The organism is Thiomonas sp. SCN 64-16 (assembly GCF_001725585.1).
In the GTDB taxonomy this organism is placed as follows: domain Bacteria; phylum Pseudomonadota; class Gammaproteobacteria; order Burkholderiales; family Burkholderiaceae_C; genus Thiomonas; species Thiomonas arsenitoxydans.
On the sequence record NZ_MEGQ01000025.1, the window covers coordinates 16,855 to 36,232 of the forward strand.

The 19,378-nt window shown below is 63.0% G+C and carries 18 protein-coding genes and 1 pseudogene; 12 read left to right on the forward strand and 7 right to left on the reverse strand.

The genetic code is table 11. The annotated features are described in order from the left end of the window. Positions 1-6: 6 nt before the first annotated feature. Both ribD and nrdR read right to left on the reverse strand, forming a co-directional pair. Positions 7-1,170, reverse strand: a complete 1,164-nt coding sequence (gene ribD, locus ABT24_RS08695) for a bifunctional diaminohydroxyphosphoribosylaminopyrimidine deaminase/5-amino-6-(5-phosphoribosylamino)uracil reductase RibD (protein ID WP_276726778.1) — start codon at positions 1,168-1,170, stop codon at positions 7-9. Continuing rightward, positions 1,167-1,658 (reverse strand): transcriptional regulator NrdR, encoded by a 492-nt coding sequence (gene nrdR, locus ABT24_RS08700; protein WP_013106709.1) that lies wholly within the window; start codon positions 1,656-1,658, stop codon positions 1,167-1,169. The genes ribD and nrdR overlap by 4 nt, the downstream gene beginning before the upstream one ends. Positions 1,659-1,772: 114 nt before the next feature. On the opposite strand from nrdR, the gene purN reads away from it, so the two are divergent. From purN to ABT24_RS08715, 3 genes are all read left to right on the forward strand, one after another. Next, the gene (purN, locus tag ABT24_RS08705; RefSeq protein ID WP_276726781.1) at positions 1,773-2,396 is read left to right on the forward strand and encodes a phosphoribosylglycinamide formyltransferase; all 624 of its coding nucleotides are present in this window, start codon (positions 1,773-1,775) and stop codon (positions 2,394-2,396) included. 9 nt (positions 2,397-2,405) lie between these two features. Then, positions 2,406-3,713: an RsmB/NOP family class I SAM-dependent RNA methyltransferase gene (locus ABT24_RS08710; RefSeq protein WP_276726784.1), complete on the forward strand. Its 1,308-nt coding sequence runs from the start codon at positions 2,406-2,408 to the stop codon at positions 3,711-3,713. 111 nt (positions 3,714-3,824) lie between these two features. Then, positions 3,825-5,030 (forward strand): DesA family fatty acid desaturase, encoded by a 1,206-nt coding sequence (locus tag ABT24_RS08715; protein ID WP_276726787.1) that lies wholly within the window; start codon positions 3,825-3,827, stop codon positions 5,028-5,030. Positions 5,031-5,220: 190 nt separating this feature from the next. Here the strand turns inward: ABT24_RS08715 and rpmG are convergent, their stop codons facing one another. From rpmG to trxB, 3 genes are all read right to left on the reverse strand, one after another. Next, positions 5,221-5,391 (reverse strand): 50S ribosomal protein L33, encoded by a 171-nt coding sequence (rpmG, locus tag ABT24_RS08720; protein ID WP_013106705.1) that lies wholly within the window; start codon positions 5,389-5,391, stop codon positions 5,221-5,223. 40 nt (positions 5,392-5,431) lie between these two features. After that, positions 5,432-5,665 carry a 50S ribosomal protein L28 gene (gene rpmB, locus ABT24_RS08725; protein ID WP_013106704.1) on the reverse strand — a complete coding sequence of 78 codons (234 nt, stop codon included), beginning with the start codon at positions 5,663-5,665 and terminating at the stop codon, positions 5,432-5,434. Positions 5,666-5,741: 76 nt separating this feature from the next. Next, positions 5,742-6,698: a thioredoxin-disulfide reductase gene (trxB, locus tag ABT24_RS08730; protein WP_276727148.1), complete on the reverse strand. Its 957-nt coding sequence runs from the start codon at positions 6,696-6,698 to the stop codon at positions 5,742-5,744. A 212-nt stretch (positions 6,699-6,910) separates the two neighbouring features. On the opposite strand from trxB, the gene ABT24_RS08735 reads away from it, so the two are divergent. From ABT24_RS08735 to ABT24_RS08770, 8 genes are all read left to right on the forward strand, one after another. Then, positions 6,911-7,582 (forward strand): Crp/Fnr family transcriptional regulator, encoded by a 672-nt coding sequence (locus ABT24_RS08735; RefSeq protein ID WP_013106702.1) that lies wholly within the window; start codon positions 6,911-6,913, stop codon positions 7,580-7,582. Between the two features lie 221 nt (positions 7,583-7,803). Continuing rightward, a complete protein-coding gene (locus ABT24_RS08740; RefSeq protein WP_276726791.1) occupies positions 7,804-10,149 on the forward strand; it encodes a DNA translocase FtsK in 2,346 nt (781 codons plus the stop codon). A 59-nt stretch (positions 10,150-10,208) separates the two neighbouring features. Beyond that, the gene (gene lolA / locus ABT24_RS08745; protein ID WP_286737685.1) at positions 10,209-10,862 is read left to right on the forward strand and encodes an outer membrane lipoprotein periplasmic chaperone LolA; all 654 of its coding nucleotides are present in this window, start codon (positions 10,209-10,211) and stop codon (positions 10,860-10,862) included. Beyond that, positions 10,859-12,271: a replication-associated recombination protein A gene (locus ABT24_RS08750; protein ID WP_276726795.1), complete on the forward strand. Its 1,413-nt coding sequence runs from the start codon at positions 10,859-10,861 to the stop codon at positions 12,269-12,271. Before lolA ends, ABT24_RS08750 begins: the two co-directional genes overlap by 4 nt. A 359-nt stretch (positions 12,272-12,630) precedes the next feature. After that, positions 12,631-13,563, forward strand: a complete 933-nt coding sequence (locus ABT24_RS08755) for a branched-chain amino acid ABC transporter permease (protein ID WP_276726798.1) — start codon at positions 12,631-12,633, stop codon at positions 13,561-13,563. A gap of 11 nt (positions 13,564-13,574) precedes the next feature. Then, positions 13,575-14,696 (forward strand): ABC transporter permease subunit, encoded by a 1,122-nt coding sequence (locus ABT24_RS08760; RefSeq protein ID WP_286737687.1) that lies wholly within the window; start codon positions 13,575-13,577, stop codon positions 14,694-14,696. Beyond that, positions 14,693-15,463: an ABC transporter ATP-binding protein gene (locus ABT24_RS08765; RefSeq protein ID WP_013106696.1), complete on the forward strand. Its 771-nt coding sequence runs from the start codon at positions 14,693-14,695 to the stop codon at positions 15,461-15,463. The genes ABT24_RS08760 and ABT24_RS08765 overlap by 4 nt, the downstream gene beginning before the upstream one ends. Before the next feature lie 2 nt (positions 15,464-15,465). Further along, on the forward strand, positions 15,466-16,179 hold the full coding sequence (locus ABT24_RS08770) for an ABC transporter ATP-binding protein (RefSeq protein WP_013106695.1): 714 nt from the start codon (positions 15,466-15,468) through the stop codon (positions 16,177-16,179). Positions 16,180-16,243: 64 nt separating this feature from the next. Here ABT24_RS08770 and ABT24_RS08775 read toward each other — a convergent pair whose 3' ends face one another. Further along, positions 16,244-17,275 carry a CDP-6-deoxy-delta-3,4-glucoseen reductase gene (locus ABT24_RS08775; RefSeq protein WP_276726803.1) on the reverse strand — a complete coding sequence of 344 codons (1,032 nt, stop codon included), beginning with the start codon at positions 17,273-17,275 and terminating at the stop codon, positions 16,244-16,246. A 24-nt stretch (positions 17,276-17,299) separates the two neighbouring features. On the opposite strand from ABT24_RS08775, the gene ABT24_RS08780 reads away from it, so the two are divergent. After that, a complete protein-coding gene (locus ABT24_RS08780; RefSeq protein WP_276726806.1) occupies positions 17,300-18,226 on the forward strand; it encodes an NAD-dependent epimerase/dehydratase family protein in 927 nt (308 codons plus the stop codon). A gap of 31 nt (positions 18,227-18,257) precedes the next feature. Here ABT24_RS08780 and ABT24_RS08785 read toward each other — a convergent pair. Continuing rightward, positions 18,258-19,378 (reverse strand): annotated as a pseudogene (locus ABT24_RS08785) (Rne/Rng family ribonuclease); the annotation flags it as partial.

Below are 19,378 nucleotides of genomic sequence, written 5' to 3' on the forward strand. Positions count from 1 at the left end.
GAGGGTTCAAAGAGAAAAGGAATGAGGGAGACGTGCAAGGATGCGCAGATCGGCGCCGATCCGCTGCACATCATGCCATCGCAGCGCGAGCCCTTCGTTGATCTGCTGATAGGGCCCCAGCGCCGCCAATCCGGCGCCATCGCCCAGCAACTGGGGCGCAAGATACAGCAGCAGTTCATCGACCACGCCGGCGCGCAGCAGCGAGCCGTTGAGCTTTTCGCCGGCCTCGCAGTGCAGCTCGTTGATGCCCCGCTGGCCGAGCACCTGCATCAGTGCGCGCAGATCGGTCTTGCCCGGCTTGTCGGGATCGGCGGGCAGGGCGATGTCTTGCAGATCGAGCGAGGCGGTGGCCGCGCTGCGCAGTGCAGCCAGGCGCGGCGCGGCCTGTTCCGGCGGCAGGGCGTGGACGATCCACAGCGGCGATTCGGCGCTCTGCAACAGGCGCACGGTCGGCGGGCATTCCAGGCGGCTGTCGATGACGATGCGAATGGGCTGGCGCGGCGTCTGCACCGCCCGCACATTGAGCTGGGGATCGTCCGCCCGCACCGTCCCCAGGCCAGTGAGTACGGCGCAGGCACGCGCGCGCCAGAGATGGCCGTCGGCGCGGGCCGCTTCGCTGGTGATCCACTGGCTTGCGCCGTTGGGCAGGGCCGTGACGCCGTCGAGCGAGGCGGCCACCTTCAGCCGCACCCAGGGCGTGCCGCGCACCATGCGGGAGATGAAGCCAAGGTTGATCTCGCGCGCTTCATCGGCGAACAGCCCGACATCGACCTGGATGCCGGCATCGCGCAAACGCTGCAATCCCTGGCCTGCCACCAGCGGGTTGGGATCGACCAGCGCAGCAACCACGCGCGCGACGCCTTGCGTGGCCAGCAGGTCGGCGCAGGGCGGCGTGCGGCCGTGGTGCGCGCAGGGCTCCAGCGTGACGTAGGCGGTGGCGCCCCGCACCTCGTGGCCGCGCTCCCAGGCTTGCTTCACTGCCTGGACTTCTGCGTGGTCTTGCCCCGCCGCCAGCGTGGCGCCTTCGCCCAGCACCTGGCCGTCTCGCACCAGCACGCAGCCCACCCGCGGATTGGGGCTGGTGCGGTACATCGCGCTGTGCGCCAGATCGAGCGCCCGGCGCATGAAGCGCTGATCTTGTTCGCTGAATGAAACGTCGTCCGGGTTCATGTCGGAGTTTTGCCGCGCCGGGGTTTGGCGGCGGGCGAGGGCGGCTGCATTTCCTGCAGCACGTCGAGAAACTGGCTCAAATCCTTGAAGCTGTGGTAGACGGAGGCGAAGCGCACATAGGCAATGCCGTCGAGCGTGCGCAATTCTTCCATCACCCAGGCGCCGATTTGGGTGGAGGGCAGCTCGCGCGCGCCGCTTTGCAGCAGCATTTGCTCCACGCGCCCGATGGCGGTATCCACCGCGTCGGCACTGACCGGTCGCTTGCGCAAGGCCAGCAGGAAAGAGGCGCGCAGTTTGTCGCGGTCGTATTCGGTGCGGCGGCCATCTTTTTTCACCACCACCGGAAAGCTGACCTCCGCGCGCTCATAGGTGGTGAAGCGCTTGTCGCAATGGCCGCAACGCCGCCGCCGCCGCAGCGCGGTGCCGTCTTCCACATCACGGGTTTCAATCACCTGCGTGTCGGGGCTTTGGCAAAAGGGGCATTTCATGGCGGCGTGGCAACATTAAACCCGTCATTATTCACGCCGCAGCCTGTTTTCGCGGCAGCGCGCGCAAACACGGCGCGGATCAAACGCCTGACGCGGCGGCTACACTGCCCGCCGATGAAAAATCTGGTTCTCCTCATTTCCGGGCGCGGCAGCAATCTGCAGTCCATTCTTCAGGCCGAGCGCGAACAGGGCTGGGGCGTTTGCGTGCGTGGAGTACTCAGTAACCGGGCTGATGCCGCTGGGCTGGATATTGCGCGCGCCTTCGGCGTGCCCACGCAGGTGATCGCGCACGCCGACTTTCCCAACCGTGAGGCGTTCGACGGCGCTTTGGGCGATGCGATTGATGCGCTGGAGCCCGACGTCGTCGCGCTGTGCGGCTTCATGCGGGTGCTGGGTGCGGCCTTCGTCGACCGCTTTGCGGGCCGTCTGGTGAATATCCATCCGTCTTTGCTGCCAGCTTTCACCGGGTTGCGCACCCATGCCCGCGCCCTTGAGGAAGGGGTGAAGTGGCACGGTGCTACCGTGCATCTGGTGAGCAGTGCGCTCGATCACGGGCCGATTCTGGCGCAGGCCGCCGTGCCGGTGCTCGATGGTGATACGGTCGAGACGCTGGCCGCGCGGGTCTTGCTTGAAGAGCACCGAATTTATCCCCCCGCCGTGCGGGCTTTGCTGGAAGGGCGGGTGCAGATCGACGGCTTGCGCACCCGTATCCGTCTGTCCTCCGATTCTTCCCTTTGAAAGAGCGCCATGAAACCGCGTGACCTGCTTTACACCGCGCGCGACGTGCTGCGCGATATGTTGCGTTTCGACGCCGCGGCCGATGCCGTGCTGTCGCGGCTGTTCCGTGCCAAGCCGCAACTGGGCAAGACCGACCGGCAGATCCTGGCCGACACGGTCTATCAGGTGCTGCGGCATCTGCGCTTGTTTCAGACGCTGGCCGCGACCGACGAAAGCATCGGCGGGGCTATGGAACTGCGTCTGGCCATTCTCGGCTGGTCGGGAAACGCGCAATCGCTGCATGCGGCGCTTTCTCCCGAGCAACTCGAGTGGCGCAAACGCTTGCTGGCACAAGACGCGATGGCCCTGCCCGAAGCGGTGCGCTGGAGTCTGCCGGAATGGCTGGCGGCCGCCCTGCAGGCGAACTATGGCGCGGAATATCCCGCGCTGGCGCAGGCACTGTTGCGCCCGGCTCCGCTGGATTTGCGGGTTAATGTGCAGAAAGCACGGCGCGAAGCCGTGCTCGACGTGTTCGCCCGCCTCAATCTGCCCGCGCAGCCAACGCCCTATTCGCCGTGGGGCGTACGCCTGGAAGGCAAACCCGCTTTGCAGGATCTCACCGTCTTTCGCGAAGGCTGGGTGGAGGTGCAGGACGAAGGCAGTCAGCTGCTCGCCGTACTGCTGGCCCCGCGCCGCGGTGAAATGGTGGTCGACTTCTGCGCCGGAGCCGGCGGCAAAACCCTGGCGCTGGGCGCCATGATGCGCAGCACGGGTCGGCTTTATGCGTTCGACGTGGCCGACTACCGCCTGGCCAAGCTCAAACCCCGGCTGTTGCGCAGTGGGCTATCCAATGTGTACCCGGTCGCCATCGCACATGAACGCGATGAACGGGTCAAACGTCTGGCTGGCAAGGTCGACCGGGTGCTGGTGGACGCGCCGTGCTCCGGCCTGGGTACCTTGCGCCGTAACCCCGATATGAAATGGCGACAGAAGCCTGAAGATATTGCCGAGTTGACGACAAAACAAGCCAGCATCATGCAATCGGCGGCAACGTTGCTGAAACCGGGCGGGCGCTTGGTTTACGCTACCTGTAGCGTCTTGCCGGAAGAAAACGGCGGCATCGTCAATGCCTTTCTGGCCGCGCACCCCGATTTCGAACGTGTTCCCGCCGATGCGGTGCTACGTCAGCAAGGAGTGGACGGCGAGGGCCTGGTGACCCATGGGGACTTGCAGTTGTTGCCCAATCGTCACGCCACCGACGGCTTTTACGCCGCCGTGCTGCAGCGGCGCCCGACCTCATCTGATCGTGGCGAAGCCGATGCCACGCTTGCGGACTGACAAGGGCTTCTCGTTTGCACTGAGTGCTGTCGTCAGTGCAAGACCGATAATGAATGCAACTTTCGCCAGCGGCGAAGTTCCAATTGTGTTGTATCGATCTGAAAGTTTCTGATGTTTGATGTGTTTTTGAATTGGGCTGGTCACGGCCTTTTGCGTGCATCGTGGTGGCAAATCGTCTTATTTGCGCTCATCACCACGCATATCACCATTGCGTCCGTCACTATTTTTCTGCACCGCGCTCAGGCTCACCGGGCGCTGGAACTGCACCCGATCGCCTCGCACTTTTTCCGGTTCTGGCTGTGGTTCACCACGGGCATGGTCACCAAGGAATGGGTAGCGATTCATCGCAAGCATCACGCCAAGTGCGAGACGGTCGACGACCCTCACAGTCCGGTGACCCGCGGCATCGATACAGTGCTGTTGCGCGGCGCCGAGTTGTACCGAATCGAATCGAGAAACGCCGAAACCCTGAGCAAATTCGGTCACGGCACTCCTGACGACTGGTTGGAGCGCAACGTTTATTCCCGATTTATCTGGCAGGGCGTCGGGCTTTTGCTCATCCTCGATGTGCTGATGTTCGGCGCGATCGGCGCCACGGTGTGGGCCGTGCAGATGTTGTGGATTCCGATCTGGGCAGCCGGGGTGATCAACGGGCTGGGTCATTGGTGGGGCTATCGCAATTTTTCGGCGCGAGACAGCAGCCACAACATTTCTCCCTGGGGGTTGCTGATCGGCGGCGAAGAGTTGCACAACAACCACCACACCTATCCCACGTCGGCCAAGCTCTCGGTCAAATGGTGGGAGTTCGATATCGGCTGGGCTTATATCCGAGCTTTGTCCTGGGTGGGTTTGGCCAAACCGCGCAAACTGCCGCCACAGTTCCGGCTGGGCGAGGTGCGCGCCGAGGTCGATCAACTCACTTTGCAAGCCGTTATCGCCAACCGCTATGAGTTGATGGCGCGCTATGCCGCGGGGTTGAAGTCCACCCTCAAGGCCGAACTGGCCCGAGCTGCAGAGCAGGGCGCGGTGAGCCATCTGCCGACTTTGCGTGCGGCCAAACGCTGGATTGGCATCGAGCGCGAGATTCTTTGCGAGCGTTCGCGCGCCTTGGTGGACGCCGCGGCGAGCGCCAGCCCTAACCTGAGCAAGCTGCTGCACATGCGCGAAGAGCTCAAATCGGTGTGGGAGCAGACCAATCTGAACGCCGACCAGCTTCGCTTGAAGCTCCAGGACTGGTGCCGCCGTGCCGAAGACAGTGGCTTGGCCCCGCTTCGGGAGTTGTCGCTGAGGCTGCGACGTTATACGCCGACAGCCTGAATTCTGATGTTTACAACGTGATGTTTACAACGCTTGGGCATTCATGCCGGATGCCCAGGCTAAACATTGATGGAGCGCCGAAGCACGCGCCAAAGAAAAGAAGCACCCACAAAAAATCCGCTGGTCTGGCCGCAGTAAAGTTAAATACTGCGGCCGATCCAGCGGATCGTTCTTGAGCAGGCAGACCAGATTACTTGATCTTGCCTTCTTTGTAATTCACATGCTTGCGCGCGACCGGATCGAATTTCATGATTTCGATCTTTTCGGGCGTGGTGCGCTTGTTTTTGGTGGTGGTGTAGAAATGGCCGGTGCCCGCAGAGGATTCCAGCTTGATTTTTTCGCGTCCGCCTTTGGTTGCCATGATGGGTTCCGTGCAGTTCTAGGAAGGAATGGAGGGGCGATCAGATCTCGCCGCGCGAGCGCAGCTCGGCCAGCACGACGTCGATGCCTTTTTTGTCAATGGTGCGCAGCCCAGAGCTCGTTACGCGCAAACGCACGAAACGGTTCTCGCTTTCAACCCAGAAACGACGATATTGCAGATTGGGCAGGAAGCGGCGCTTGGTCTTGTTGTTCGCATGGGACACATTGTTCCCGACCATCGGCCCTTTACCTGTCACTTGACACACTCGTGCCATGGCACACCTCGAAATTGTGTAGAACAAAGGCTAAAGATTATAGCTGGAAAGATTTGCTTGTCCACCGCTATCGGTGTCAAGACTCCGCATTCTCCAGATAGCGCTGTGCATCCAGAGCGGCCATGCAGCCGGTACCTGCGCTGGTGATCGCCTGACGATAAACGTGATCTTGCACGTCGCCCGCGGCGAATACGCCGGGCACACTGGTGGCGGTCGCCATCCCTTCGTTGCCGCTGCGGGTGATGATGTAGCCGTCCTTCATGTCCAACTGGCCTTTGAAAATTTCAGTGTTGGGCTGGTGGCCGATGGCGATGAAACAGCCATTCAGTGCGATGTCTTCGTCGGCGCCGGTCTGGCTGTTGTGGATGCGCACGCCAGTCACGCCACTGGCGTCGCCCAGCACTTCTTTCAATTCGCTCCAGAGCTTGAGTTCGACTTTGCCCTCGGCCGCGCGGGCCATGAGTTTGTCGACCAGAATGGGTTCGGCACGAAATTTGTCGCGGCGGTGAATGACGGTCACCTTGCTGGCGATATTGGCCAAATACAGCGCCTCTTCGACGGCCGTGTTGCCGCCGCCCACCACGCACACTGGCTGGTTGCGATAGAAAAAGCCGTCGCAAGTCGCGCAGCCCGAGACGCCCTTGCCCATGAAGGCCTCTTCGGTGGGCAGTCCCAGATATTTGGCCGAGGCGCCAGTGGCGATGATCAGGGTGTCGCAGGTATAAACGCCGCTGTCGCCTTCGATGCGGATGGGTTTTTCGCGCAGATGCGCGGTGTGTATGTGATCGAACACGATCTCGGTGTTGAAACGCTCGGCATGCGCCTGAAAACGCGCCATCAAGTCGGGCCCTTGCACGCCATCGACGTCGGCAGGCCAGTTGTCGACTTCGGTCGTGGTCATGAGTTGACCGCCTTGAGCCAGACCGGTGATGAGCAGGGGGTTCAGATTGGCGCGGGCCGCATAGACGGCGGCGCTGTAACCGGCCGGGCCGGAGCCCAGAATGAGCACTTTGGCGTGTTTGGATGTCATGATGTGTGAGAAACTTCGGGCTGAGAGGATGGGGGAGAAGGTCGCGCTGCAACCGCTGCTGACGGACTGTCCTCGAAAATAGAACAAGGGCAAGCCACCGCACAATAGATAAGATTTTAGGGGTGCGGCATATCGGGCGTGCGGCATGCGGCTATTTTCTGGCTTCTCCGCCTGCCTTCGAAATTGCCCCTCCGCCCCATAAACTGGAGAAACTGATGTCGCAAATCACCGATATTGACCTCGTTCGGCGCGTGCCGCTGTTTGCCGTGCTCACCGAATCGCAGGCCTGGTCGATTTCGCAATCCATCGTCAAGCGGCGCTACAAGCGCGGCGAAAACATCGTCGAGCAGGGCAGCAAGTCGAATGCCCTCTTCATTCTGCTTTCCGGCCGGGCGCGGGTGATCAGCATGGATGCCAAAGGCCGCGAAGTCATCATCGCCGTGCTGCATGCGGGCGATTACATCGGGGAAATGAGCCTGATCGATGGCGAACCGCACAGCGCCACGGTGCAGGCCGAGGTGCAGACCGATGTGATGATGCTCGGCCGGGTGGCGTTTCTGCAATGCCTGCCTGAAAACACCAGCATGTCTTTTGCGATCATGCGCGGGCTGGCGCTGCGTCTGCGTCGGGCCGACCGAAAAATTGAATCTCTGGCGCTGATGGATGTCTATGGCCGTGTGGCGCGCGCGCTGATGGAACTCACGGACGAAATGCAGAACGAGCACGTCATCCGCAACAAGCTCTCGCGCCAGGATCTGGCCAAGATGGTCGGTGCTTCGCGCGAAATGGTCAGCCGGGTGATGAAGGACTTTGAACAGCAAGGTTTTGTGGTCGAGCGCGAAGACGGCACCTTGTTGATCCGAGAGCATCTCTCGACCCTGATTTGATGCGAGCGGGGTGTGCACGGCCCCTCGTCCTCGCTCCTGATCCGTCGTCCCTTATCTGTCGTCCTTTATCCGCCGTCTATATCCGCCTGCGATTCTGAGCCTGGGCGATCTGTCGCGTTGGCTTGTTTGCCCATGACCGCCGCGAAGGCGGCAAAATCCGCCCTGAAGCCCAGTTTGATGGCGGGCGCGATGCATCACCCTGGATTTTGAACACCCCTCCCATGCCGAAAATCGATACCCGACGTCGCCCTTCCCAGGCGGCGCTCCGTTCTGAGCCGCGCAGCCGCCTGCAGCGTTTTGCGAGCGAGGTACGCCTGACGGCCGCCTTCATCGGTTGGATTTTGCTTTGCCTGAGTCTGCTGAGCTTTCACAAGTCCGATCCGTCCTGGTCGAGTTCGGGCACCGATGGCCATGTGGTCAACTGGGTCGGCGTGGTTGGGGCCTGGTTTTCCGATGTGGCCTATTTTCTGCTGGGCTTCTCGGCCCTGTGGCTGATTCCGCTGGGCCTGTACGGCCTGCTGCGCATGTGGCGCAACACCCAGGCGCAAACACCCGCCGCCGAGGAGCAAACGCCTGTGAGCCGGTGGCGCAAGCTGCAGCCGCTGGCCGCCGCTGCGGGCCTGCTGCTGTTGCCGCTTTCCAGCGCGGCGCTGGAGTCGACGCGGCTGTGGAGCCTGGCTCCTGCCCTGCCGGGCGAGGCCGGTGGTTTGCTTGGGCATGGCCTGGGTATCGCCGTTGATACCTTGCTGGGCGACACTGGCGGCACTCTGGTGCTGCTGGCGGTCTTTCTGTTTTCGCTGAGCTGGGTCGGTCATTTTTCATGGGCCGACGCGGCCGAGCGCCTGGGGGGCTGGATCGAGCGGCTGTGGACCTGGCAGCGCGAACGCCGCGGACGCGAAGACGATGTGCTGGCCGGGCAGCAAGCCAAGCAGGAGCGCGAAAAGGAAGTCGAGTTGCAGCGGCCTTTGGTGGAAGAGCGCGAGGTGCTCGCTCCCGTGCTGATCGAGCCTTCGGTGGCTTATGTGCCGCAGTCTCCGCGCGTGCTCAAGGAAAAGCAGAAACCGCTGTTCAATGAACTGCCCGACTCTTCCCTGCCGGCCTTGGGCCTGCTGGATGCCGCGCCCTCGGTGCAGGCGGAAACCGTCAGCCACGAAACGCTGGAGTTCACTTCGCGCCTGATCGAGAAAAAGCTCAAGGATTTCGGCGTGGAGGTGCGCGTGGTGGCGGCCTATCCCGGCCCGGTCATCACCCGCTACGAAGTGGAGCCGGCCACTGGCGTGAAGGGTGCGCAGATCGTCAATCTGTCGCGCGATCTGGCGCGGGCCTTGTCGCTGGTGAGCATCCGCGTGGTCGAAACCATTCCGGGCAAGAACACCATGGCGCTGGAGCTTCCCAATGCCAAACGGCACACCATCAAGCTGTCGGAGATTCTGGGTTCCAACAACTATCACGAAGCCGCCTCGATGCTGACCATGGGTCTGGGCAAGGACATCGTGGGCAACCCGGTGGTGGCCGATCTGGCCAAGATGCCGCACCTGCTGGTAGCGGGCACCACCGGCTCGGGCAAGTCGGTCGGCGTCAACGCCATGATTCTGAGCCTGCTGTACAAGGCCGAACCCAGCGATGTGCGGCTGATTCTGATCGATCCGAAAATGCTCGAACTCAGCGTGTACGACGGCATTCCGCATCTGCTCGCGCCCGTGGTGATCGACATGAAACAGGCGGCGCAGGCGCTGAACTGGTGCGTGGGCGAGATGGAGCGCCGCTACAAGCTGATGAGCAAGCTCGGCGTGCGCAATCTCGCGGGCTACAACACCAAGGTGCAGGAGGCCCGTGCGCGCGGCGAGCCGCTGACCAACCCGTTCAGCCTCACGCCAGAGTCTCCCGAACCGCTGGAGAAGTTGCCGCACATCGTGGTCGTCATCGACGAACTGGCCGATCTGATGATGGTGGTGGGCAAAAAGATCGAGGAACTCATCGCCCGCCTGGCGCAGAAGGCGCGGGCGTCGGGCATTCACCTCATCCTGGCCACCCAGCGCCCCAGCGTGGATGTGATCACCGGGTTGATCAAGGCCAATATTCCCACCCGCATGGCCTTCCAGGTGTCGAGCAAAATCGATTCGCGCACCATCCTCGACCAGATGGGCGCGGAGAGCCTGCTGGGCATGGGCGACATGCTGTACCTGCCGCCCGGCTCGGGCATGCCGCAGCGGGTGCATGGCGCGTTTGTGAGTGACGCCGAAGTGCACCGCGTGGTCGAAGACATCAAAAGTCGAGGCGGGCCGAACTATCTCGAAGGCATCCTCACTGGCGAGGAAGATCTGGATGGGGCGGGCGCTGTGGGTGGCGCGGGCGGCTCAGACGGCGAGAGCGACCCGCTCTACGATCAGGCGGTGCAGATCGTGCTGCAGCACCGCAAGGCGTCGATTTCTCTGGTGCAGCGTCATCTGCGCATCGGCTACAACCGTTCAGCCAGACTACTGGAGCAGATGGAACAATCCGGTTTGGTGTCGGCGCTGACCGCCAACGGCAACCGCGACATCCTGGTGCCGGTGCGGTCGGAGTGAACTTGCGCCCGCATCACGCACCCTGATTTGAATTTTTGAAAGACCGAATGATGATGTTTATGAACACGCGCTGGCGCACCACGCTGATGCGGCTTTTTCTCGCGGGCGGTCTGCTCGGCACCAGTCTGCCTGCGGCCTTCGCGGCGAATTCGGTGCAACTGCTCGAACAGTGGCTGCAGCAAACCCGGGGCGGCAGCGCCCAGTTCACTCAGACTGTGAGCAACCCCAAGGGCCCGGCGCAGGCGCCGGCTACCGGCCAGTTTGCCTTCGAGCGGCCCGACCGTTTCCGCTGGGACTACAACAAGCCCTATGGCCAGGTCATCGTCAGCGACGGCAAGCAGCTCTGGACCTATGACCACGACCTCGATCAGGTGACCATCACCCCAGTCACGCAGGCGTTCAAGGGTACGCCTGCCGCGATCTTCGCAGGAACCGACCTGACCCGGCTGTTCACCCTGCAGGCCCAGGCCGATGTCGGCGGTCTGCAATGGGTGCAGGCCACGCCCAAGGCCAAGGACAGCAATTTCGACTGGATACGCATCGGTCTGCGCAGCACGGCACAAGGCCCGGAAGTGGCCGAGCTTCAGTTGCGCGATGCTTTCGGGCAGATTTCCACCATGCGCTTCACCGCCATCAAACACAACCCGACCTTCGGCCCGGACAGCTTCCGTTTCACTCCGCCCAAAGGGGCTTCGGTCATCAGCCAGCCATGACCAGCGGCCCGGGCCTGTTCGACGACGCGGACCTGCCCGCGCCCGCCCGCCCGCTGTCTGCGTCCAAGCCCGCGCCTGGGGCCAACGCTCCGCTGGCCGAGCGTTTGCGCCCGCATCATCTCGGTGAAGTGGTGGGCCAACGCCACCTGCTCGGACCCGGCAAGCCGCTGCGCGTGGCGTTTGAAACCCGGCGGCTGCACTCCATGCTGTTTTGGGGGCCGCCCGGCGTGGGCAAAACCACCCTGGCGCGGCTGATGGCCGATGCTTTCGATGCCGACTTTCTGCCGTTGTCGGCAGTGCTCGCCGGGGTTAAAGACATCCGCGATGCCGTCGCCCAGGCCCAGTCCGCGCAGCAACGGGGGCGGGCGACCATTGTGTTCGTCGATGAGGTACACCGCTTCAACAAAAGCCAGCAGGATGCGTTTTTGCCGCATGTCGAATCCGGCTTGTTCACCTTTATCGGCGCGACCACGGAAAACCCGTCATTCGAGGTCAATAGTGCCTTGCTGTCGCGCGCCGTGGTGTACGTGCTCGAACCGCTGGACGCCGACGATCTTGGCTTGCTGATGCAGCGCGCGCTGGCGGGCGGCGGCGTCGAGTCCATCGAGCCCGCGGCGCAAGAACGGCTCATTCGCCATGCCGATGGCGATGCCCGCCGCCTGCTGGGCGCGCTCGAACTGGCGCTGCAGGCCGCCATGCGGGCCGCTCAAACCACGCTCACAGCCGACCTGCTCGAACAAACCTTGGGCGCGACCCTGCTGCGTTTCGACAAAGGCGGCGAGCAGACCTACGACCTGATCTCGGCGTTGCACAAATCGGTGCGGGGCTCGGATGTGGACGCCTCGCTCTACTGGTTTGCGCGCATGCTCGAAGGCGGCGCCGATCCCCGCTATCTCGCGCGACGTCTAATCCGCATGGCGGTGGAAGACATCGGCCTGGCCGACCCCAAGGCGCTGACCCTTGCACTTGAAGCCGCGCAAACCTACGAGCGCTTAGGCAGCCCCGAAGGCGAGCTGGCGCTGGCCGAGGCGGTGGTTTATCTGGCCGTCACGCCCAAGTCGAACGCGGTTTACAAGGCCTTCAACGCCGCGCGCGCGTTTGCCCGGGAGCAAGGCACCCAGCCCGTGCCCTTGCGCCTGCGCAATGCGCCCACCAAACTGATGAAAAACCTGGGCTATGGCAAGGATTACCGCTACGCCCACGATGAGGCCGACGCTTTTGCCGCCGGAGAAACCTATTTTCCTGACGGCATGACGCCGCCCCGCTTTTATCAGCCCACATCGCGCGGGGTGGAGGAGCGCATCGCCCGCCGCCTGCAAGACTTGGCTGAGCGCAATACCCGGGGCAGTGTGGTGTCATCTTTCGGGCCGGAAAGTGACAGTGCCGCAACTGAACCATCCAGCGACTGAGCGGCCTCAAACTGCGGGTTGACCCGGTGCCGGGTGACCCAAGGCAGGCGGTTATCATCGCGCCAGCCAAAAAAACAGGGGTCAGGACAGCCCGGCCCCCAGACAAAACCATGAAGCCTGTTCACCCTCGCCCGGCAGCATCGTTGCCGGGTGCCGCCGCGTACCAGACGCGGCATGTATCGTGCGCGCTCGCAGGCGCTCCACTTTCACACACGATGTCCTGGAGGCATGCACTCAACCGGTGCGGCAGTCCGGGCATGCGCTTTGCTTTCATCCCCGGTTTACTCGTTTCACCCCGGCCGCTCCAAAAGAGTCGGGCCGTCACTCACTAGCCATCCGCTCGTCAGGAGATTCAAGGTATGGATATTTTTCTTCAGCAGATCGTCAACGGTCTGGTTCTGGGCAGCATGTATGCCCTGATCGCTCTCGGCTACACCATGGTGTACGGCATCGTCAACCTCATCAATTTTGCGCATGGGGACGTGATGATGGTGGGGGCGCTCACGGCCTATACTGTGTTCAAGGTGCTCGATCATGTGGCCCCGCATCTTCCAGGTTGGTTGGTCGTGGTCATCGCCTTGGTCATCGCCATGCTGGCCACGGGAGCGCTCAACTACTTCATCGAGCGCATCGCCTACCGGCCCTTGCGCAATGCGCCCAAGCTGGCGCCGCTGATCACGGCCATCGGCATGTCCATCCTGCTCGAAACCCTGGCGATGATCATCTGGGGGCGCGACTACAAGGTGTTCCCGTCCGGGTTGCTGCCGAGCAATGTCATCAATGTCGGCGGTATTGTCATCACGCCGGTACAGATCATGATTCTGATAGTCACGGCCGTGCTGCTGGCGGGGCTGACCTGGCTGATCAATCACACCAAGCTGGGCCGGGCGATGCGGGCCACGGCGGAGAACCCGCGCGTGGCGTCGCTGATGGGGGTGAATCCCAACTTCGTCATCTCCTCGGCGTTCGTGATCGGCGCCATGCTCGCTGCGATTGCCGGGGTGATGTGGTTTGCCAACTTCGCCACGGCGAACTTCTATATGGGCTTCACGCCGGGTTTGAAGGCCTTTACCGCGGCGGTGCTGGGCGGCATCGGCAATCTTTCGGGGGCCATGCTGGGCGGTATTCTGCTGGGGCTGATCGAGGTGTTGGGCGCTGGCTATATCGGTACGCTCACCGGTGGGGTGTTCGGCAGTAATTACCAGGACATCTTCGCCTTCATCGTGCTGATTCTGGTGCTGACCCTGCGCCCGCAAGGCCTGCTGGGTGAGCGCGTGGCCGATCGCGCCTGAGGAGACTGAACATGAACCAACAAAAGAACTGGGTCTGGATTGTGGTGGGCGCTGCTGCGCTCATCGCGCTGCCCATGGTGCTGCAGATCGCAGGAGATGCCTGGGTGCGGATCGCAGCCTTTGCCATGCTCTACATCATGCTGGCGCTGGGGCTGAACATTGTGGTCGGCCTAGCCGGGCTGCTTGATCTGGGCTATATCGCCTTTTATGCGGTGGGGGCGTATCTGTATGCGCTGTTGTCGTCGAACCAGCTCACGAGCAATTTCGATGCGCTGGGGGCGATGTTCCCCAATGGCTTCGATGTGTCGATCTGGCTGGTCGTTCCCATGGCGGCGGCGCTGGCGGCCAGTGCGGGCATTGCGCTGGGTACGCCCGTGCTCAAACTGCGCGGCGACTATCTGGCCATCGTGACGCTGGGCTTTGGCGAGATCATCCGCATTTTCATGAACAACCTGAACGCGCCGGTGAACATCACCAACGGCCCGCAAGGCATTTCGGGCATTCACGGTATTCGCCTGTTCGGCTGGGATCTGAACCAGAATATCAATATCGGCAGTTTCACCATACCCTCGGTGGCGCAGTATTACTACCTGTTCCTGGTCCTGGTAGTGTTTGTGGTGATACTGAGCTACCGCCTGCAGGATTCGCGCATCGGCCGCGCCTGGATGGCGATGCGCGAAGATGAAATCGCCGCCAAGGCCATGGGCATCAATACCCGCAATATGAAGTTGCTGGCGTTTTCGATGGGGGCGACTTTCGGCGGCGTGGCCGGGGTGATGTTCTCGGCCTTTCAGGGCTTCGTCTCGCCCGAGTCGTTTTCGCTGCTGGAGTCGATCATCGTGCTGGCCATGGTGGTGATCGGCGGCATGGGCCACATTCCCGGCGTCATTCTTGGCGCGGTGCTGCTGTCGGTGCTGCCCGAAGCGTTGCGCTATATGGGCTTCATCTCCGACTGGCAGCAGCACACTTTCGGCCATGTGTATATGGACAGCGGCATCCTGCGTCAGCTCATCTATGCGCTTGCCATGATCATCATCATGATCCTGCGGCCCAAAGGACTGTGGCCTGCGCCCGAACATGGCAAGAGCTTCGCCAAACTGCCCACTCCGCTGCAGGAAGGAGGCAAGGCATGAGCGACACTGTTCTGCGCGTGAGTGGCGCATCCAAACGCTTTGGCGGCTTGCAGGCTCTGAACGATGTCGGCATCCAGATCGACCGCGGCCAGATTTATGGACTGATCGGCCCCAATGGGGCGGGCAAGACCACGTTTTTCAATGTCATCACCGGGCTGTATCCGCCCGATTCGGGCGATTTCATCCTGGCGGGCAAGGCTTACAAGCCGGCCGCGGTGCATCAGGTGGCGCGTGAGGGTATTGCCCGCACGTTCCAGAACATCCGCCTGTTTCCGGACATGACGGCGCTGGAGAACGTGATGGTCGGGCGGCATGTGCGCACCAACAGCGCGCTGATCGGCGCGGTGTTCCGCACCCGGCATTTCAAGACCGAGGAAAAAGCCATCCGCGAACGGGCGCGTGAACTGCTGGCCTATGTGGGCATCGAGCGGTATGCCGATTTCCGCGCCCGCACGCTGTCGTATGGCGATCAGCGCCGCCTGGAAATCGCCCGCGCTCTGGCTACCGATCCGCAACTACTGGCGCTCGACGAGCCCGCGGCCGGCATGAACGCCACGGAAAAACTGCAGCTGCGCGAGCTGCTCACCGCGATCCAGAAAGACGGGCGCACCATTCTCATCATCGAGCACGATGTGAAGCTGGTCATGGGCCTGTGCGACCGGGTGACCGTGCTCGATTACGGCAAGATCATTGCCGAAGGGGTGCCCGCCGAAGTGCAGAAAAATCCGAAAGTCATCGAAGCCTATCTGGGCGCAGGGGAGCACTGAGCATGTCCGAAATTGTTCTCAAAATCACGGGCCTGCGCGTCTCTTACGGTGGCATTCAGGCGGTCAAGGGCGTCGATCTGGAGGTACGCAAGGGCGAGCTGGTCAGCCTGATCGGCGCCAATGGCGCGGGCAAGACCACCACGCTCAAGGCCATCACCGGGCTGCAGCCCATCACTGACGGCGAAGTGCACTACGCCGGACGCACCATCAATGGCCAGGGCGCCTACGACCTGGTGCGGCAGGGGTTGTGCATGGTGCCCGAAGGGCGTGGGGTGTTCACCCGCATGACCATCGCAGAAAATCTGCAGATGGGCGCCTACACCCGCAAGGACAAAGAGATCGACAGCGACATCGACAAGGTCTATGGCATTTTCCCGCGCCTGAAGGAACGCCGCGACCAGCTCGCCGGCACCATGTCGGGCGGCGAGCAGCAGATGCTGGCCATGGGCCGGGCGCTGATGAGTCGTCCGCAAGTGCTGCTGCTCGACGAGCCGTCGATGGGACTGTCGCCCATCATGGTCGACAAAATTTTCGAGGTAGTCGAAGACATTTCCAAGCAAGGCGTGACTATTCTGCTGGTCGAGCAAAACGCCAAGCGCGCGCTGGGGCTGGCCGATCGCGGCTATGTCATGGACTCGGGGCAGGTCACCATGACCGGTCCGGCCGAAGAGTTGCTGCACGACCCGCGCGTGCGCGCGGCTTATCTGGGGGAGTGAGCGATCCGATGATCAAAAAGGCCTGCAATATGCGGGCCTTTTTGTTTTCATGGTGTCTGGCGCTTCAGGCTTTCGCCCCTGCCTTGTCGGCCTCGGTGGTGAAGGCGTCGGCGAAGAAGGCGTCTTCGGGGAGTTGGCACTGCTGGGTGAAATCGCGCTGCGCGGCTTCGACCATGACGGGGGCGCCGCAGGCGTAAACCGCATAGCCGGAAAGGTCGGGCACATCGTCCATCACGGCCCGATGGACGAAACCCGTGCGCCCGCTCCAGTCGGCGTCAGGCTCGGAGAGCACGGGAATGAAGCGCAGATGCGGCATGGCGGCGCATTGTTGTACCGCCCAGTCGTGCAGGTAGAGGTCTTGCTGCTTGCGCCCGCCCCAATACAGCGTGACTTCGCGCGGGTCGGCGTTGGCGCGCATCTGCTCGAGGATGGCCTTGATCGGTGCGAAACCTGTGCCGGAAGCCAAGAAGATCAAGGGCTTGTTTTCGGGGTCGTCGCGCAGGAAAAAACTGCCGAACGGGCCTTCGATGCGCTGGATCTCTTTCTCTTTCATCGCGGTGAACACATGATCGGTGAACTTGCCGCCCGGCATGTGGCGCAGATGCAGTTCGACCTGCGGGGATTCGCTGGGCGCGCTGGCCATGGAATAGCTGCGCCGTGCGCCATCACGCAGCAGAAACTGGATGTACTGTCCGGCGCGATAGCGCAGCGGATCCGCCGCAGGCAGTTGCAACATCACCCGAACTACATCGGGGGCGAGATGCTCGATGCTGCTTACCCGGGCCGGCATTTTTTTCACCGCAAATTCGCCCGCGCCAACCACTTCGTGGCTTTCGATCACCACATCGGTGAGCGCCTTGGCGCGGCAGGCGAGAATGAAGCCCTGCGCCCGTTCGGCCTCGCTCAGCGCCTTGAGCTGGTGAACGCCCAGCTCGATCTCGCCTTGGAGCAGCTTGCATTTGCAAGAGCCGCAGGCGCCGTCCTGGCAGCCGTAGGGCAGGCCGACCGATTGGCGGATGGCGGCTGCGAGCAGGGTTTCTTCGGCCTCGGCGGCGTATTGGTGGCCGCTGGGCTGAACGGTGACTTGATGACTCATGTGAACAATGATTAGGTGTGAACTGTGAACGATCAATCTGGACGCGGCCGACCCCGGCTGCTCATCGTGGGCTGTGGCGACATCGGCATGCGGGTGGCGGCCTTGGCGCGCGGGCGCTACCGGCTGCTGGCGCTGACTTCCTCGCCCCAGCGGCTGGAGAGCTTGCGCTCCGCAGGCATCGTGCCCCTCGTCGGCAATCTCGATCAGCCGCAAACCCTGTGGCGGCTGGCCCAGCTTGCGCCCCAACGGGTGCTGATGCTGGCCCCGCCGGGCGATACGTCCGGCCCGCACGATCAGCGCAGTCGCCACCTGATTTCCAGACTGAAACAGTCGGGCATGTTATCTGGCTCCGGGAAAAATACCTTGCGCGTGGTCTATGCAAGCACCTCGGGGGTGTACGGCGATTGCCAGGGCGAACTCGCGCCCGAGACGCGCCCGTGCCAACCGCAAACCGAACGCGCGCTACGCCGCTGCGATGCCGAGCGCCTTTGGCGCCGCGCCGGTGTGCAGCATCGCTGGCGCGTGGGCTTGCTGCGCATCCCCGGCATTTACGACGGTGGGTCACGTTCGCCCAAGGGCCGACTGGAGCGCGGCCTGCCGGTGCTGACGCCCGTTGATGATGTTTACACCAACCACATTCACGCCGACGATCTGGCGCGGCTGTGTTTGCTGGCGCTCGAGCGCGCCGCGCCGGGGCGGGTCTACAACGTCTGCGACGACAGCACGCTGCGCATGGGAGACTACTTTGATCTCGCCGCCGATCTCTATGGTTTGCCTCGGCCTGTGCGTGTAGCGCGTGACCAGGCACTGGCATCGGGCCTGAGCCCGATGATGCTCAGTTTCATGCGCGAGTCGAGAAGACTGGACAACACGCGCATGAAAGCCGAACTCGGCGTCCGCCTGCGCTACCCCGAGGTGTTGCTGGGGTTGCGTTCAGGCGAGGTTCGATAAGCCGACCAATTTCGCCGACCGATCCCGCCGATCAATGCATCGGCGGATTGTTTTCCGGCAGTTGCAGCGTAGGCAGCGGGCGAGCGGTTTCCACCAGAATCAGCGGGCCATCGTCGAGCTTGGGCGCGGGCTTGCGTTCGCGCGGCACATGAATGGGCGCGGGTTGCGCGGCCAGTTCTTCCTGCACGCGGCGGATGGCGTCGGTATTGGACTGCACCCATTGCAGCCCGGCAGCCTGCGCCGTTGCCTGCAGAGCATCGACCGGCAGCACATAGGCGGCAGCGGCCTGAGCGGGTGCGGGCTCGGCTGCGGACGTCGTTGCCACAGTGGCTTTTTCAACCGCTGTGACGATCAGGGAGGACGACTCTGCTGCGGCGGGCGCAGCTTCGGCCGTGGCGAGTTGCGCTTCTTCGGCAGGCCGGGCAAAGGGCTGAGGGGCAGGCTGAGCAGCCTCCACGGCCAGGTCGGCCGGGGCGTCGATCCTGAGGATCAGCGGCGTCTGATCTTCCAGCGCGGGCGCGGCGGGGGCTTCGACGGCGCCCAAAGCCAGCGGCGCGGCCAGGGAGCCGAAGCTGCGACCCGCTGTTTCGTCCGCATTGGCATCGGTAACGGCTTCGTTCGCTTCGGCGCTCAGATTGCCGTTTTCGTCAGCGGCGGCGCCTTCGTGGCGTCCACCACGGCGGCCACGACCGCGGCGATTGCGCGATTTGCGCTCGGTCTGCGCTTCGTCGCCCGCTCCGACGGTCAGAGCTGGGGTGGCCTCGGTATCGCCCTCGGCTTGGGTTTCAAGCGCCTGAGCATCGATCAGTTCGGCTTCGGGAGCCGCTTCAACGGGCTCACGACGCGGGCGGCGATTGCCGCCACGCCCGCTTCCGGATGAACGTTCGGCCGTGTCCGTGGCCGATTCTTCGCCGGGTGCGCGGGGTTGCTCAGGTGTGGCTTGCGCGCGCTCCTTGCGGGCCGCGGCTTCTTCCGGGTTGCGCTCGCGCTTGGGGCGCTCGCTGCGTTCGGCCTGGCCCTGTTGACCACGGGGTGGCCGGTTGCGGGGGTTGGTGGTTTCTCCTGCTGCGGTTTCGGCGGCTTCGGCGGGTTGGGTGCCAACGGCCGGGTTGCCGCGCTGCCGGTTTTCGCCCTGGCCTTCGCGCTGGCGGT